The organism is Mesorhizobium sp. C432A (assembly GCF_030323145.1).
Lineage (GTDB): Bacteria > Pseudomonadota > Alphaproteobacteria > Rhizobiales > Rhizobiaceae > Mesorhizobium.
The window spans coordinates 4678357-4691709 of sequence record NZ_CP100470.1 but is presented as its reverse complement, the minus strand read 5'-3'; the positions used below and the strand labels follow the sequence as shown (position 1 = coordinate 4691709).

General features: G+C 62.8%; 13 protein-coding genes and 1 pseudogene. 9 read left to right on the top strand and 5 right to left on the bottom strand.

The window, feature by feature from the left end; translation table 11 throughout:
* Positions 1-69: 69 nt before the first annotated feature.
* Entirely contained in the window at positions 70-1092 is a 1023-nt protein-coding gene (locus NLY33_RS22960; RefSeq protein WP_023705034.1) for an aldo/keto reductase, read from the bottom strand.
* Positions 1093-1276: 184 nt separating this feature from the next.
* On the opposite strand from NLY33_RS22960, the gene NLY33_RS22955 reads away from it, so the two are divergent.
* On the top strand, positions 1277-1843 hold the full coding sequence (locus NLY33_RS22955; protein ID WP_023669425.1) for an SIS domain-containing protein: 567 nt from the start codon (positions 1277-1279) through the stop codon (positions 1841-1843).
* 3 nt (positions 1844-1846) lie between these two features.
* Complete coding sequence (locus tag NLY33_RS22950; protein ID WP_023705033.1) at positions 1847-2590, top strand: creatininase family protein; 744 nt, start codon at positions 1847-1849, stop codon at positions 2588-2590.
* Between the two features lie 112 nt (positions 2591-2702).
* Here the strand turns inward: NLY33_RS22950 and NLY33_RS22945 are convergent, their stop codons facing one another.
* From NLY33_RS22945 to NLY33_RS22935, 3 genes are all read right to left on the bottom strand, one after another.
* Positions 2703-3620, bottom strand: coding sequence for a carbohydrate ABC transporter permease (locus tag NLY33_RS22945; RefSeq protein WP_023669427.1), 918 nt, complete (start codon positions 3618-3620; stop codon positions 2703-2705).
* Between the two features lie 9 nt (positions 3621-3629).
* Positions 3630-4745, bottom strand: a complete 1116-nt coding sequence (locus tag NLY33_RS22940) for a carbohydrate ABC transporter permease (protein ID WP_023705032.1) — start codon at positions 4743-4745, stop codon at positions 3630-3632.
* Positions 4746-4843: 98 nt separating this feature from the next.
* Positions 4844-6508, bottom strand: a complete 1665-nt coding sequence (locus NLY33_RS22935) for an ABC transporter substrate-binding protein (RefSeq protein WP_023705031.1) — start codon at positions 6506-6508, stop codon at positions 4844-4846.
* A gap of 273 nt (positions 6509-6781) precedes the next feature.
* On the opposite strand from NLY33_RS22935, the gene NLY33_RS22930 reads away from it, so the two are divergent.
* From NLY33_RS22930 to NLY33_RS22910, 6 genes and pseudogenes are all read left to right on the top strand, one after another.
* Positions 6782-7834, top strand: coding sequence for an ABC transporter ATP-binding protein (locus tag NLY33_RS22930; protein ID WP_023705030.1), 1053 nt, complete (start codon positions 6782-6784; stop codon positions 7832-7834).
* A gap of 42 nt (positions 7835-7876) precedes the next feature.
* Complete coding sequence (locus NLY33_RS22925; RefSeq protein WP_023705029.1) at positions 7877-8329, top strand: RbsD/FucU family protein; 453 nt, start codon at positions 7877-7879, stop codon at positions 8327-8329.
* 4 nt (positions 8330-8333) lie between these two features.
* The gene (gene rbsK, locus NLY33_RS22920; RefSeq protein ID WP_023705028.1) at positions 8334-9263 is read left to right on the top strand and encodes a ribokinase; all 930 of its coding nucleotides are present in this window, start codon (positions 8334-8336) and stop codon (positions 9261-9263) included.
* A gap of 101 nt (positions 9264-9364) precedes the next feature.
* A pseudogene (locus NLY33_RS29550) lies at positions 9365-9733 on the top strand (alpha/beta fold hydrolase); the annotation flags it as partial.
* Between the two features lie 10 nt (positions 9734-9743).
* Positions 9744-10340 (top strand): alpha/beta fold hydrolase, encoded by a 597-nt coding sequence (locus NLY33_RS22915; RefSeq protein ID WP_198023180.1) that lies wholly within the window; start codon positions 9744-9746, stop codon positions 10338-10340.
* A 130-nt stretch (positions 10341-10470) separates the two neighbouring features.
* Positions 10471-10872 (top strand): GDSL-type esterase/lipase family protein, encoded by a 402-nt coding sequence (locus tag NLY33_RS22910; protein WP_245261195.1) that lies wholly within the window; start codon positions 10471-10473, stop codon positions 10870-10872.
* A gap of 295 nt (positions 10873-11167) precedes the next feature.
* On the opposite strand, the gene NLY33_RS22905 is transcribed toward NLY33_RS22910, so the two are convergent.
* Positions 11168-12181, bottom strand: coding sequence for an NADP-dependent oxidoreductase (locus NLY33_RS22905; protein WP_023705026.1), 1014 nt, complete (start codon positions 12179-12181; stop codon positions 11168-11170).
* A 92-nt stretch (positions 12182-12273) separates the two neighbouring features.
* On the opposite strand from NLY33_RS22905, the gene NLY33_RS22900 reads away from it, so the two are divergent.
* Positions 12274-13206, top strand: a complete 933-nt coding sequence (locus NLY33_RS22900; RefSeq protein WP_023705025.1) for a LysR family transcriptional regulator — start codon at positions 12274-12276, stop codon at positions 13204-13206.
* Positions 13207-13353: the final 147 nt, after the last annotated feature.

The window sequence follows — 13353 nt, the reverse complement described above, 5'->3', positions numbered from 1 at the left end:
AAAGCCGGGTTCGCCCGGCTTTTCTTTTGCCTCGATCGCGGCAAGCCGTCAGCCCGCTGAGGCGCGCCTTCAGCCCACCGGCGCATCCGCGCGCATCAGGCCTTCCTGCTTGAGGTCCGCCCACAGCGCCGCGGGCAGCTTGGCATCGAGCAGGGCGCGGTTGCTTTCGACTTCGCTCGGCCGCTGGCCGCCGGGGATGACCGACACCACGGAAGGGTGCAGCAGCGGAAACTGCAGCGCCGCCTCGATCAGCCTGACGCCATGGCGCTCGCAGACGGCCTCGATGCGCCCGACGCGATCCATGATGTCCCTTGGCGCCTCGGAGTAATTGTAATAGGCGCCTGGCTTCGGCCCGGTCGCCAGGATGCCGGAATTGTAAGGACCGCCGAGAACGATGCCGATGCCGCGTTGCTCACAGAGCGGCAGGAAGGTGGCAAGCGCTTCCTGTTCCAGCAGCGTGTAGCGCCCGGCCAGCAGGAACAGGTCGAAGTCGCCACGCTCCGCCAGCGTCTGGCAAACCTCCCATTCGTTGATGCCGCCGCCGAAGGCCTTGATCACGCCCTGGTCGCGCAGCGCAACCAGTCCGTTGTAGCCCGAGGCCATGAATTCCTCGATGCGCTGGTCTGACGCCTCCTTGCTGCCATGGGTGAAGATGTCGAGGTCATGGACGAAAAGGATGTCGATGCGGTCGACGCCAAGCCGTTCCAGCGACGCCTCGAACGAGCGCATGACGCCGTCATAGCTGTAGTCGTAGACCTCCTTGCGCGTCGGTGTGTCGAAGAACTTGCCGATGCCGGTTCGCTCCTCCGGCGGGCAGGCGCGCAGCAGCCGGCCGACCTTGCTCGACAGCACGTAGTCGTCCCGGCTTTTGCCGCGCAGGAAAGCATTGAGCCGCGTTTCGGCGAGACCCAGGCCATAGAGCGGCGCGGTGTCGTAGTAACGGCAGCCGGTCGCCCACGCCGCCTCCAGCGTTGCGTTGGCATCCGCGTCAGGGACGGCGCGGTAAAGGTTGCCGAGCGGCGCGCTGCCGAAGCCAAGCTCGGTGAAGTCGAGGCCGCCATTGCCGATGCGGTCGAAATGCCGTGTCTTCATGTCGTGCTGATTTCCTGGATTGATTTGTCTGACATGACACTATCACGCCGCTGGCTCAGCAAAAGCCGCCATGGCCGTTGGACAGGCATTTTCGCGGTGATAGCATGAACAAAAACAAGCCTTTCTCCGAAAGCGCGCAACCGAAATCACCGGCCACAAACCCAGCCGGACAGATGGGACTCTCATGACGAATGCCGGCTCGGATATGTTTTCGACCGCCCTGCAAGAGCTGGGCGCCGTACTGGCGCGCGTCGACGAAGCCGGCATCGACACCGCCTGCGAAACCCTGGCCCGCGCGCAAAAGATCGTCGTCTATGGCTGCGGCCGCGAGGCCTTGCAGCTCAAGGGTTTCGCCATGCGCCTCTATCACCTCGGGCTTGAGGTGTCGGTGGTCGGCGACATGAACACGCCACCGCTTGGCGCAGCCGATGTCTTCCTGGTCAGTTCCGGCCCGGGCGAGACGACGACGGTGCTCACCTTGATGCAAGTCGCCCGCAAGGCCGGCGCCACCGTGCTTTTGCTCACCGCCGAGGCAGGCAGCAGTGCGGTCGCGCTTGCCGACTTCACCTTGCTTATCCCGGCGCAGACCATGGCGCGCGACCAGGGGCCGCAAAAGACATCGCTGCTGCCGATGGGCTCGGTCTTCGAAGGGGCGCTGTTCCTGCTGTTCGAGGTCATGGTGCTGAAGCTCAAGGCGCTGACCGGCCAGTCGTCCGAGGCCATGCGCGCCCGCCACACCAACATGGAATAGATCATGCGCTACGAACTGATGCTGCCGCACCAGATCCGCAAGGCGATCGCCGAGAACTGGCCGGTCGCTCTCCCGCTCGGCGTGCTCGAATATCACGGCGAGCACATGGCTGTCGGCATGGACACGCTGGCCGTCATCAAGACGCTGGAGCTCTACGAGAAGGAGGCCGACATCGTCATCCTGCCGGCTTTCTACTACGGTGCGGCGAGCTATGTGGTGGCAGCACCCGAAGGCAACGGCTCGGTGCAGGTCGGCGGCAACCAGCTGGCGCCGTTCGCCGAAGAATTGTTCTACAGCCTGCTGCGCATCGGCTTTCGTAACATCAACGCCATCATCCACCACCAGACCGAGAACTTTGCCGCCGGCATGCCGACCGATCTCGCCTTCAAGGCCGCCGGCCGCCAGGCGATCTTCCGCTTCCTCGAGAAGCAGCGCGGCGAGGGCTGGTGGGGCTCAGACGGGATGGCCGATTATTATGCCGGGCACGCCGCCGGCGAGAATTTCTTCAACTGGGTGCAGGTGCACCCGCTAATGTCGGCTGCCATGAACGGGAAGTATCCGTTCGATCATGCCGGCATCGGCGAGACGTCGCTGATGCTGGCGCTGTGTCCGGAAGCGGTCGATGCCGGGCGTTTTGCGGACAATACAAGCTGGTACACGGCGAGTGCCAAGGACGCCTCGGCGGAGCTTGGGCAGAAGGGCGTCGCGATGATCATGGATCATCTCACGGAAATCCTGAGGCGCTAGCTACGAGACTGTCGGGCGGCTTTCGTATTTTCGTTATCTTAGGGTGTGCGCCGCGTCGCTTCGCTCCTTGCTTCGCCCTAGGATGACGAAGCGATGGGGGGCTGCCTCTCGCCTACTTCACCGCCCCAGCCGTCATGCCCATGATCAGATACCGCTCAAGCGCAATCCCGATGACCGCCAGCGGTGCGATCGCGGCGGTGGCAAGAGCCGCCATCGACCACCAGTTGATGCCTTGCGAGCCGGTCTGGCTCGCCACCATGACCGGGATGGTCTTGGCGTCGGTCGAGGTCAGCAGCGCGGCGAAAAAATACTCGTTCCAGCACAGCACCATCGCCAGGATGAAAGCGGCGACCATGCCCGGCAGCGCAATCGGCATGACGATGCGGAAAAAAGCGCCCCAGATCGACAGGCCGTCGACCAGCGCTGCCTCCTCGAGCTCGACCGGGATCGAGTTGAACTGGTCGCGCATGATCCAGATGACGATCGGCAGCACCATCAGCGTGTAGAGCAGGATCAGGCCGATGCGTGTGTCGAGCAGGCCGACCTCGCGGTAGAGCACCAGGAAGGGCAGGGCCAGCACCACCGGCGGTAGGATCAGCTGCGACAGGAAGAAGAAGGAGATGTCCTCGTTCTTGAACCAGGCGAACTGATAGCGGTAGCGGGTCAGCCCATAGGCGGCGAGGCTGCCAATGACGATGGCGAGGCTCGACGCACCGACCGAGGTGATGACCGAATTCATGAAGCGCTTGAAAAACTCCTCCCGCACCGTCGAGGTCTGGAAGATCGAATCCGGCGACAGGCCGAGCGAGCGCCAGCCCTTCCAGTCCGGCTGGAAGTCGACGAACGGGATGAGGTGTCCTTGCGTGACGTCGACCGCGGTCTTGAACGAGGTGGTGATGGTCCAGTAGATCGGGAACAGGCAGATGAAGGCCCAGAACGCCAGCGCGCCATAGATGAAGATGCGATTGGCCAGAAAACCCAGCGGTGAGCGGATTTCCGAGGCAGCATAGTCGGTGGTCTGGACGCTCATTGTGCCTCGTCAGTTCACGTTGCGCACGAAGCGATTGGCGAATTTCAACAGCCAGGTCACGAACACGACGATGATGACGAGATAGGCCATCGCCAGCATGGTGCCGTAGCCGACATTCGAACGGTCGCGGTATTCGCGGTAGATGAAGCTCGACACTGAATCCGTGGCGCCGCCGGGGCCGCCGGAGGTGACGGTAATGATGATGTCGGCAAGCTTCAGCTTGAAGATGATGCGCAGGATCACCGCCGTGACCGACACCGGCAGCATCAGCGGGAAGGTGACCTGCCAGAAAGTCTGCCAGGGCGTGGCGCCATCGACGCGCGCCGCTTCCAGCACGTCGCGCGACATCGCCTGCAGGCCGGCAAGCAGCATGATCATCATGAACGGGATGAAGGTCCAGGCGTCGAGCACCATGATCGAGATGCGGGCGGTGATCGGGTTGGAGAAGAAGGCGGGGTTTTCCCAGCCGAAATGGCGCGCCAGCGTCGCCGCCGGCCCGAAACGGTACTCCATCAGCGATTTGCCGATCATCCACGACACCGCGACCGGCGACAGCATCAGCGGCATCAGGAAGACGACTCGGAAGAATTTGCGCGCCCGGATCTGCGCGTTGAGCAGCAGCGCCAGGCCGAAGGCAATCACATACTCAACCAGCACGGCGAGCACATAAAGCACCATGTTGAACAGCGCGTTGCGGTAGTAGGGATCGGCCAGCATCTGCCAGAAATTGTCGAGCCCGTTGAACTTGCGGCCGGAAAAGGACGACAGGTTCCAGTCGGTCAGCGCGATATAGAAGCCGAACAGCGTCGGGAAGATCACCATGGCGATGGTGAACAGCAGCGCCGGCAGCAGGAACAGCGCGCGCTGGCCGTCCTCGCCGCGCGTCAGCACCTGGCCGATGCCAAGCGTCACGCCCCACAGAACATAGGCGTAGACGATCGGACGCCAGGTCTCGAAGCCGAGCGTGGTGATCTCGTTCTTGTAGAGGATCTCAAACGCGATCACCGCCAGCAGGCCAAGCGTGGCGGCCGCCATCAGGGCAAAACCCGCCCGCTTGCGGGCCGGCGAGATCAGATCGGCTGGGCCGGCGTTGGCCGGCCATACATTGGTGGTCTGGTCAGCCACGCGTCCCCGTCCGTTTAAAAAATCAAGCCTGCGACCGGCCCGAGCCGGTCAGGTCCGGCGGCTTGCACCGCCGGACCTGTTGTCACGATAGGATCAGCCTACACGCCGAGCGAGGCCTTGTAGAGCTTGATCTGGTTTTCGCGGCCGATCTGGTCGGTCAGCTTCTCCCAGGCCGCGGCAATGGCGTCGGCGCCTTCCTGCGCCTTCATCTTGCCGGCGAATGTGTTGGCCAGAATGTCCTCGGCAGCCGAATAGTACTGGAAGATGCCGGGGATGCGCGGTTCGATCGCCGCGTTCGGATGGTTGTAGCTGTCGGCTTCCGACTTCAGATACGAGGTGATGAACGCCTCGTCGTAGCCTGCCGCCACCCATTCGGGAATGTCGAAATGCGAGTTGCGGTAGGGCTGGAAGCCGGACGGATACATCGCCGTCCAGATTGACAGGTCCTTGCCGCCGAGATGAGCGGCGGCCGACCATGCCGCTTTTTTCTTCTTTTCGTCCGTATCGACGCGGGCCATGACATAGACGCCCCAGCCGAGATAGGCACAGTTTGGCGCATAGTTCGGGCCGCTGGCGAGTTTGTCCCAGGCGCCGGTCTTGGCATTGTAGACGTCGTCGGATCCCGGCAGGATCGAGAAGCCGGTGACGTCGCCGATGACCGAGCTATCGTTGGTCTTGACGTTGGAGCCGACGTCGCCCCACCAGGTGACCATTGAACCGGTGCCGGCCAGGAACTGCTGGAAGGCTGTCGTGTTCGGGTCGGCGTTGATCTGGTCGGCGGGCTCCGACGGCAGCGCGTCGATGACGTCCTGGATGGCGCGCACCCAGGCCGGATTGTTGATGCGCGGCTTCATCGTGTCGGCATCGAACAGCCAGGCCTTGTCGTCGGGATGCTTGGCATAGGCGGTGGCGCGGCTGCCGAGGAAGTAGAAGCCGAAACCGCCCCAGGCCTTGGGCGCATCGAGATAGCCGAAGACGTCCTGGTCCTTGAACTTCTTGCCCTTGAGGAATTTTGTGACGGCCTGGACTTCCTGCCAGGTCTTCGGCACACCCCATTCGGTGGTCGCACCGCCGTCCTTCCACGCCTTGGCGAGGTCGGCATCGGCAAAAACGTCGGTGCGGTAGTTGAAGTTGTGCGCATCGCCATCGACGGTGATCCGGTACTGCTTGCCGTCCCAGGTGCCGACTGGCGGCTGCAGGTAGGCCACGACATCCTTCATGTCGATCTGCTCTTTGACCCAGTCGGGCATCTCGGAGGTCAGGCCCTTGCCGCAGACATCGCCTTCGAAGGGCGCGCCCATCTCGATGATGTCGAAGTCGACGGTGCCGGTGGCGATCGACTGCTGCAGGCGGGCATTGTAGTCGGCCTGCGCCAGGTCGATCCAGCTGATCTTGGCGCCGGTATAGGCCTCCCACGGCTTCAGGAAGCCGCGGAACAGCACATTGTGCAGGTTCTGGTTGTTGAGGCCCATGAAGGTGAGCTCGACGCCGGCGAATTCGCCTTCCTTGACGTTGGCCTTGGTGGCTTCCAGGCAGAGTTCGCCGACCTTCTGGAAATCGGCATCCGTCGGCTGACCCTTGCCGACGCCGGGGATCTGCAGAATTTTGGAGCGTAGCTCGCTGGCGGCTTCAGCCGGGCGGGTGAAAGCGCCGAGCCCAGCGCCCGATGCGGCGGCGATCGCGGCCATTGAGGCCGCGCCCTTGAGTATGTCACGCCGGGTGGCACCCGCGCGGACGAGTTTTTCGTAAAGACCGACTCTCATCTATTCCTCCCAGAACAACAGTCGTGAATTGAAATGCCAATCCCTCCGACGCCGAAACGTCGGCGGTTCTCCTTTATCATACGGGGACGTGGGACCCCACCCTGCGTCGCCTGGAGCTCCGATTTTCGGATAAAAATCCGACTGCCGGATTGGCAACAGCTAATATTTGCGTAATCGATTACCTTGTCAACACGAATGGCTTTTTATCGATAACATACCGACTTGCCCTTGCCGTTGGCAATGGCTAGCTTCACCGCGAGAAAAGGGGGGACGATGGCTCAAGTCGCGATCAGCAATGTGGCCAAGGCGTTCGGAACCGTCAAGGTCCTGCACGAGGTCAGCGTCGACATCGCCGATGGCCAGTTCGTGGTGCTGGTCGGCCCGTCGGGCTGCGGCAAGTCCACGCTGCTCAGGATGGTGGCCGGGCTGGAGACCGTCTCCGGCGGCACGATCGCCATTGGCGAGCGCATCGTCAACAATCTGCCGCCGGCCAAGCGCGACATCGCCATGGTGTTCCAGAACTACGCGCTCTATCCGCACAAGACGGTGGAGCAGAACATGGCGTTTGCGCTGAAGCTGCGCAAGACCGATCCGGCCGTGGTCGCCGAGCGGGTCAAGCGCGCCGCCGACATTCTCGACCTCAATCCGTACCTGAAACGCTATCCGCGCCAGCTCTCCGGCGGCCAGCGCCAGCGAGTCGCCATGGGCCGCGCCATCGTGCGCAACCCGCAGGTCTTCCTGTTCGATGAGCCGCTCTCCAATCTCGACGCCAAGCTGCGCGTGCAGATGCGCACCGAGATCAAGGAACTGCACCAGCGGCTGAAGACCACCACCATCTACGTCACCCACGATCAGATCGAGGCCATGACCATGGCCGACAAGATCGTCGTCATGCGCGACGGCCGCATCGAGCAAGTCGGCGCGCCATTGGAATTGTTCGACCGGCCGGCCAATCTGTTTGTCGCCGGCTTCATCGGCTCGCCGTCGATGAACCTGCTCAAGGGCGTGGTGCGCAAGGGCGACAAGGTCGAGGTAGCGGGCACGCTGTTCCCGATCGCGGCCGGCAGCGCCGCCAAGGAGGGCCAGGCCGTGGTCTATGGCGTGCGGCCCGAGCATCTCGAAATCCATGCCGACGGCGTGCCAGCAAAGATCTCGGTGGTCGAGCCGACCGGTTCCGAAACGCTGGTCTTCGTGCGTTTCGGCGAGGGCGAGATGGTGGCGCTGTTTCGCGAGCGCCACGACTTCAAGCCCGGCGACACGCTCAATCTCAAGCCGCGCCTCGACCAGGTCCATCTCTTCGACGCCGAGACCGGCAACCGGCTCTGATTTCCAATCGACTTTGACCAAACCTGTTTGACGAGGACTGCCATGCTCAAAGGGATCAACCCATTGCTCAATGCCGATGTGCTCCAGGCGCTCAGGGCAATGGGACACGGCGACGATCTGGTCATCGCCGACACCAATTTCCCCGCCGATTCGGTGGCAAAGCAGACCGTGCTCGGCAAGCTGCTGCACATCGACGCCTCGGCGGCCGATGTGGTCAAGGCGGTGCTGTCGCTCTATCCGCTGGACACTTTCGTCGACGATGCGGCCGCGCGCATGGAGATCGTCGGCAAGCCGGAGGAGATCCCGCCGGTGCAAAAAGAGGTGCAGAAGGAGATCGACAAGGCGGAAGGCAAGGCCTGGCCGATGATCTCGGTCGAGCGCTATGCCTTCTACGAGCGCGCCAAGAAAGCCTATTGCGTCATCCAGACCGGCGAGCGCCGCTTCTATGGCTGCTTCGCCTTTCGCAAGGGCGTCGTGCCGCCCGACGCCGAGTAGGGCCATGGCGTCGGGCAAACCTGTCGTCATTCTGGGCGTTTTCGTCGCCGACACCGCCTACCGCGCCGATCGACAGCCGCGCATGGGTGAAACCATTCTTGGTAATTCCTTCAAGCTGGGACCGGGCGGCAAGGGCTCGAACCAGGCGGTGGCGGCAGGCAAGCTCGGCGCGGACGTCACCTTCCTGACCCGGCTTGGCGTCGATGCTTTCGCCGACATGGCCAAGGCGACCTGGGCAGAGGCGAGCGTCAAATCCGCCGTCATCGAGACGCCGCAAAGCTATACCGGCGCGGCCTATATCTTCATCGAGGAGACAACCGGCAACAACGCCATCATCGTCAGCCCGGGTGCGGCGATGCTGATCTCGCCTGAAGACATCGAGGCCAACGCCGGCCTGATCGGCGGCGCCGGCGTCTTCGTCACCCAGCTCGAACAGCCGATCGACGCGGCACTGCGCGCACTCGAAATCGCGCGCGGTGCAGGGGTGACCACCATCCTCAATCCGGCGCCGGCGGCCAAGCTGCCGGACCGCATCTATACGCTTTGCGACTATGTCACCCCCAACGAGACCGAGGCCGAAGAGCTGACCGGCATCAAGGTTTCTTCGATCGACGAGGCTCGCCGCGCCGCCGACAGCCTGCTCAAAAAGGGCGTCGGCTCGGTCATCATCACGCTCGGCGAAAAAGGCGCGCTGCTGCACACGGCGAACCGTTCCGACCATGTTCCCGTGGTCAGTGCTGGCCCGGTGGTTGAAACCACTGGTGCGGGTGATGCCTTCAATGGTGGCCTGGCCGCAGCACTCGCCAAAGGCGTGGAGCCGCTGCAAGCCGTCCGCTTCGCCTGCGCCGTCGCCGGCATTTCGGTGACAAGGCCGGGTACGGCGCCATCCATGCCGACGCTGCAGGAGGTCGAGGCGCTGCTGGCCAAGGGGTGACGTCGTTGCGGGAGAGACCGAATTCAGATCCGACCGGATCTGAATTTCCACATGCAAGACCATGATTCTAGACGATTATGTCACATTTCTCCTGAGGAGAAATGGCGCGAGTGACGGGGCGCGAACCCGCGACCTCCGGCGTGACAGGCCGGCGAAAACCCCTGATTAATCAACGAATGGTTTCAATTCCTCACGCTCTCGAATTTTCGGGAAAAAGCGCGAAATTGAAACTTGCCTATCAGAACTCCTCGTCAACTCCGCGAGGTATTCACTTTGATCGACGCCTCCGCTGCTGCCAGCCTAGCGGCTGGACCGGGACAGACTGCTCCCGGCGACTTCTGGATCGGCTGGAGACGGCAGATCGATGCGCTCGCTACCGCCGGTTCCGGGTCATCGTTCCCGACCAGAGGGGCTACAACACCAGTGACAAGCCGAAAGCCATCCGTGAATACACGCTCCCCAAGCTCGTCGGCGATGTCGTTGCCATCGCCGACGCGCTCGGCATCGGAAGGTTTCACCTCGTCGGTCATTTACTGGGGCGGTATCGTCGCCTGGGCCGCAGGCGCAAAGCTGCCGCACCGCCTGGAAAGGCTCGTCATCCTGAACGCGCCCCATCCCGAGGTGCTGCTTGCCCATTCCTTGCGATCTCCGACCCAGTTCCTGCGGAGCAGCTATGCGGCCTTCTTCCAGTTCCCCTTGCTGCCGGAGGCTTTTCTGGGGGCGGGGCGCTCGGCTCTGCTGGCACGGGCGCTCATCAAATCCAGCCGAACAGATGCCTTCACGGCGGAGGAAATCGCAGAGTATCGGCAGGCCTGGGAACGGCCGGGGGCGCTGACAGGCATGCTCAACTGGTATCGGGCGCTGCGCTTCCGCCCAAGCCTGAATGAGCGGATCACGACGCCGACCCTTGTACTGTGGGGGATGCAGGACCAAGCTCTGGAATATGGCCTGGCCGAGCGCAGTCTGGCCCTTTGCAACGATCGGGGCCTGCAGACGTTCGAGAAGGCGACGCATTGGGAACAGCGCGAAGAGGCCAGCGCGGTGAATGCCGCGCTTCTGGCGTTCCTGGACGGCTGAGATGCCGTTCCGTTCTGTAGGTGGCCTGACTCGCCGTGATCTCCTGACCGTGCTCGCTGCCGCGGTCACAACCCACCACCTTACCTCCTCTGCTGATGCAGCATTGGCAGAGGCCTCAACGGAGCATCCGATGCCACACGTCGTCCTTCTCGGGGATTCGATCTTTGACAACGCTGCCTATGTCGCGCACGGGCCCGACGTAGTGCGGCAGCTGCGGGAGCGGTTGCCGGAGGGGTGGCGTGCAACGGTAAACGCCGTCGACGGCGCCGTCACAAGCGGCGTCGAGCGGCAGCTTGAACGGCTCCCCCAGGATGCTAGCCATCTTGTCGTCAGCGTCGGTGGCAATGATGCTCTTCGTCATGCAGGGATTCTGGAGCAGGGGGCCTGTTCGGTGGCCGAGGTTCTGGACAGGATCAGCGATATCCGGGAGGAATTCGAGCACGACTACTGTACGATGCTCGAGGGGGCGCTGGGCCAAAACCTACCCACCGCTGTCTGCACGATCTACGAGGCGCGCTTTCCCGACCCATAGCGTCGTAGACTTGCCGCAACTGCCCTGACGGTCCTCAACGACGTCATCACCCGGGCGGCGTTCTCGCGCGGTTTGCCGCTCGTCGACCTGCGCTTGGTATCGAATGAGGACGCGGACTTCGCCAATCCTATCGAACCGTCAGTGCAAGGCGGCGCGAAGATCGCGGCAGCCATCGCGGCACTTGTAGTCGAGCACGATTCAGCCGGACGTCGGTCGGTGGTCTTCGTCGGCTAAACGGCGTAATCGCGCCCGATCGTCTGCACTCCCGATGGTCGTTCGGACTGAAAGCAACAATTCAGACGGCCAGCACGATCTTGCCTTGAATACTGCCGTCGGCGGCGCGCTCATGTGCGCGCGATGCCTCGGCCAGCGGGAATGTGCTGTCGATGACGACACGCACAAGGCCGTCGTCGAGCAGGCGGGCGGCTTTTGCCAACTGCGCGCCATTGGATCGAACCTGTGTGGATGAGACCGTGATCCCCAGCCTCTCTGTCTCTTCGTGACCAGCGAAGCCCAGTGGGTTGACCAGGAACAGCGCGCCGCCCGGCTTCAGAACATGGAAGAAGCGCTCCATGTCCGCGCCGCCCACCGCGTCGAGGACAAGGTCGACGTCTCGAACGACATCTTCCGCCGCGGTTGTCTTGTAGTCGATGAATTGATCCACGCCGAGATCGCGCATCAGCGCCTCGTTCTTGGCCGATGTCACCGCGATGACGCGCGCGCCCCGCCATTTCGCCAACTGGACGGCCAGATGCCCGACACCGCCTCCGGCACCATTGATGAGCACCGTCTTGCCGTCGAGGGGCACCGGCTCATGCGGTAAGGGCTGGAACGGATTCGGCTCGTCGTGGCCAAGTTCGATCAAGAACTGCCATGCCGTCAGAAGCGACATCGGCGCACCAGCCGCATGAATATGGTCGATGCCGGCTGGTTTCAACGCAACATGCGATGCCGGCACACTGACATAATGCGCGTAGGCATTGCTACCCGTCATCAAGTTATCGGGGAAGCGAACCATTGCGTAGACCTCGTCACCGATGCTGAACTCAGCGGCGTCAGCGCCAACCGCTTCAATGACGCCCGACACGTCCGTGCCGAGAATCAGTGGGAAGGACGCGTTGGGTCGCCATTCTGGCGGCAGTGCGCGATAGCCATCCCGCAGATACCAGTCGGGCGGATTAAGCCCGGCCGCCTGGACTCGGACAAGCACCTCGCCGGGCTTCACACCCGGCCTAGGCGCGTCTTCGTACACCAGCATCTCGGGACCACCGAATGCGTGCAGACGGACTGCCTTCATCTTATCGCTCATTGGTGAAATCTCCGCTCATCCATGTCATTGGAGCGAATCTAGCGGCATGACCGCCGGTTGATAATCGGTGCCGATGGCGGTTAAGTAATGCCATGGCGGAACATATCACTTTGGATCGGCTCACTGGCATCATCGCCTTCGCGCGTGCGGGATCGCTCGGCAGCTACACGGCAGCGGCGCGCGCGCTGTCGATTTCCCCGTCGGCGGTCAGCAAGAGCGTCCAGCGGCTCGAGCGGCATTTAGGAGTGTCGCTGTTTACCCGTACAACGCGCTCGCTCACCTTCACGCCCGAAGGGCGCGACCTGCATGAGCGCGCGCTGCGTCTGCTACGCGAGGCCGAGGAAATAGAGCAGGCGGCAATGACCGCGCGCTCCGAACCATCGGGCACGTTGCGCGTGGCCGCGTCGCTGCCGATCGGACTGCATCTGATCGCTCCGGCTTTACCGGCTTTCCGTCGGCTCCATCCGAACCTGATCGTCGATCTCAGGCTGGGTGACCAGATGGTGGACATGATCGAGGAAGGGATCGATGTCGCCATACGCATCGGTGATCTGGCTGACACCCGGCTACTATCACGCAAGCTCGCACCCCATCGGCTTTGCTGCTTCGCCTCGCCAGCCTATCTCGAGGAACGCGGCACACCGACCCATCCCGATCACCTGGAAGGGCACGACACCGTCAACCTTCGATATCAGAGCACAGGCCAGGCCTTTCGCTGGCCCTTCCGGATTGGCGACCGTGAAATCGAGATCGTGCCCAATTCCGGTGTGGTCGCCGATGCCAGCGATGCCGTGCTCATCATGCTGGCAGCCGGCGGTGGGATAGGCATAGGCGCCTCCTTCATGGCGGCTCCCTATGTGAAGCGCGGCGAACTGGTCCCAGTGCTGTCCACGTTCGCGGTCGAGCGAAACAATGTCACCGTGCTCTGGCCGGCAAGCCGACGCGCCAACCCCGCCGTGCGCGCCTTTCTGGCCATGCTCGACGCCGCTTTCACTCTGCGAATGGCAGCTTCAAGCATCGACTGATCTGGCGCGGAAGGGTCGCTAAAGGGCGAAAGCGGTCAATCACTGCTGATTGGCTGAACGGCAGCTATTCCGGGCACAACGTCCAAAAGCTGCTATTCCGTTTCGGCCCCACTACAGGCCGCCCCTCCTCGTCGAATAGCATTAGAC

Excerpts from the sequence above, each read along its gene's own strand:
- NLY33_RS22960 (WP_023705034.1), bottom strand. The coding sequence starts at position 1,092 with ATGAAGACACGGCATTTCGACCGCATCGGCAATGGCGGCCTCGACTTC.
- NLY33_RS22930 (WP_023705030.1), top strand. The coding sequence starts at position 6,782 with ATGGCTCAAGTCGCGATCAGCAATGTGGCCAAGGCGTTCGGAACCGTC.
- NLY33_RS22950 (WP_023705033.1), top strand. The coding sequence starts at position 1,847 with ATGCGCTACGAACTGATGCTGCCGCACCAGATCCGCAAGGCGATCGCC.
- NLY33_RS22925 (WP_023705029.1), top strand. The coding sequence starts at position 7,877 with ATGCTCAAAGGGATCAACCCATTGCTCAATGCCGATGTGCTCCAGGCG.
- rbsK (WP_023705028.1), top strand. The coding sequence starts at position 8,334 with ATGGCGTCGGGCAAACCTGTCGTCATTCTGGGCGTTTTCGTCGCCGAC.
- NLY33_RS22900 (WP_023705025.1), top strand. The coding sequence starts at position 12,274 with ATGGCGGAACATATCACTTTGGATCGGCTCACTGGCATCATCGCCTTC.
- NLY33_RS22955 (WP_023669425.1), top strand. The coding sequence starts at position 1,277 with ATGACGAATGCCGGCTCGGATATGTTTTCGACCGCCCTGCAAGAGCTG.
- NLY33_RS22935 (WP_023705031.1), bottom strand. The coding sequence starts at position 6,508 with ATGAGAGTCGGTCTTTACGAAAAACTCGTCCGCGCGGGTGCCACCCGG.
- NLY33_RS22910 (WP_245261195.1), top strand. The coding sequence starts at position 10,471 with ATGCCACACGTCGTCCTTCTCGGGGATTCGATCTTTGACAACGCTGCC.
- NLY33_RS22945 (WP_023669427.1), bottom strand. The coding sequence starts at position 3,620 with ATGAGCGTCCAGACCACCGACTATGCTGCCTCGGAAATCCGCTCACCG.
- NLY33_RS22905 (WP_023705026.1), bottom strand. The coding sequence starts at position 12,181 with ATGAGCGATAAGATGAAGGCAGTCCGTCTGCACGCATTCGGTGGTCCC.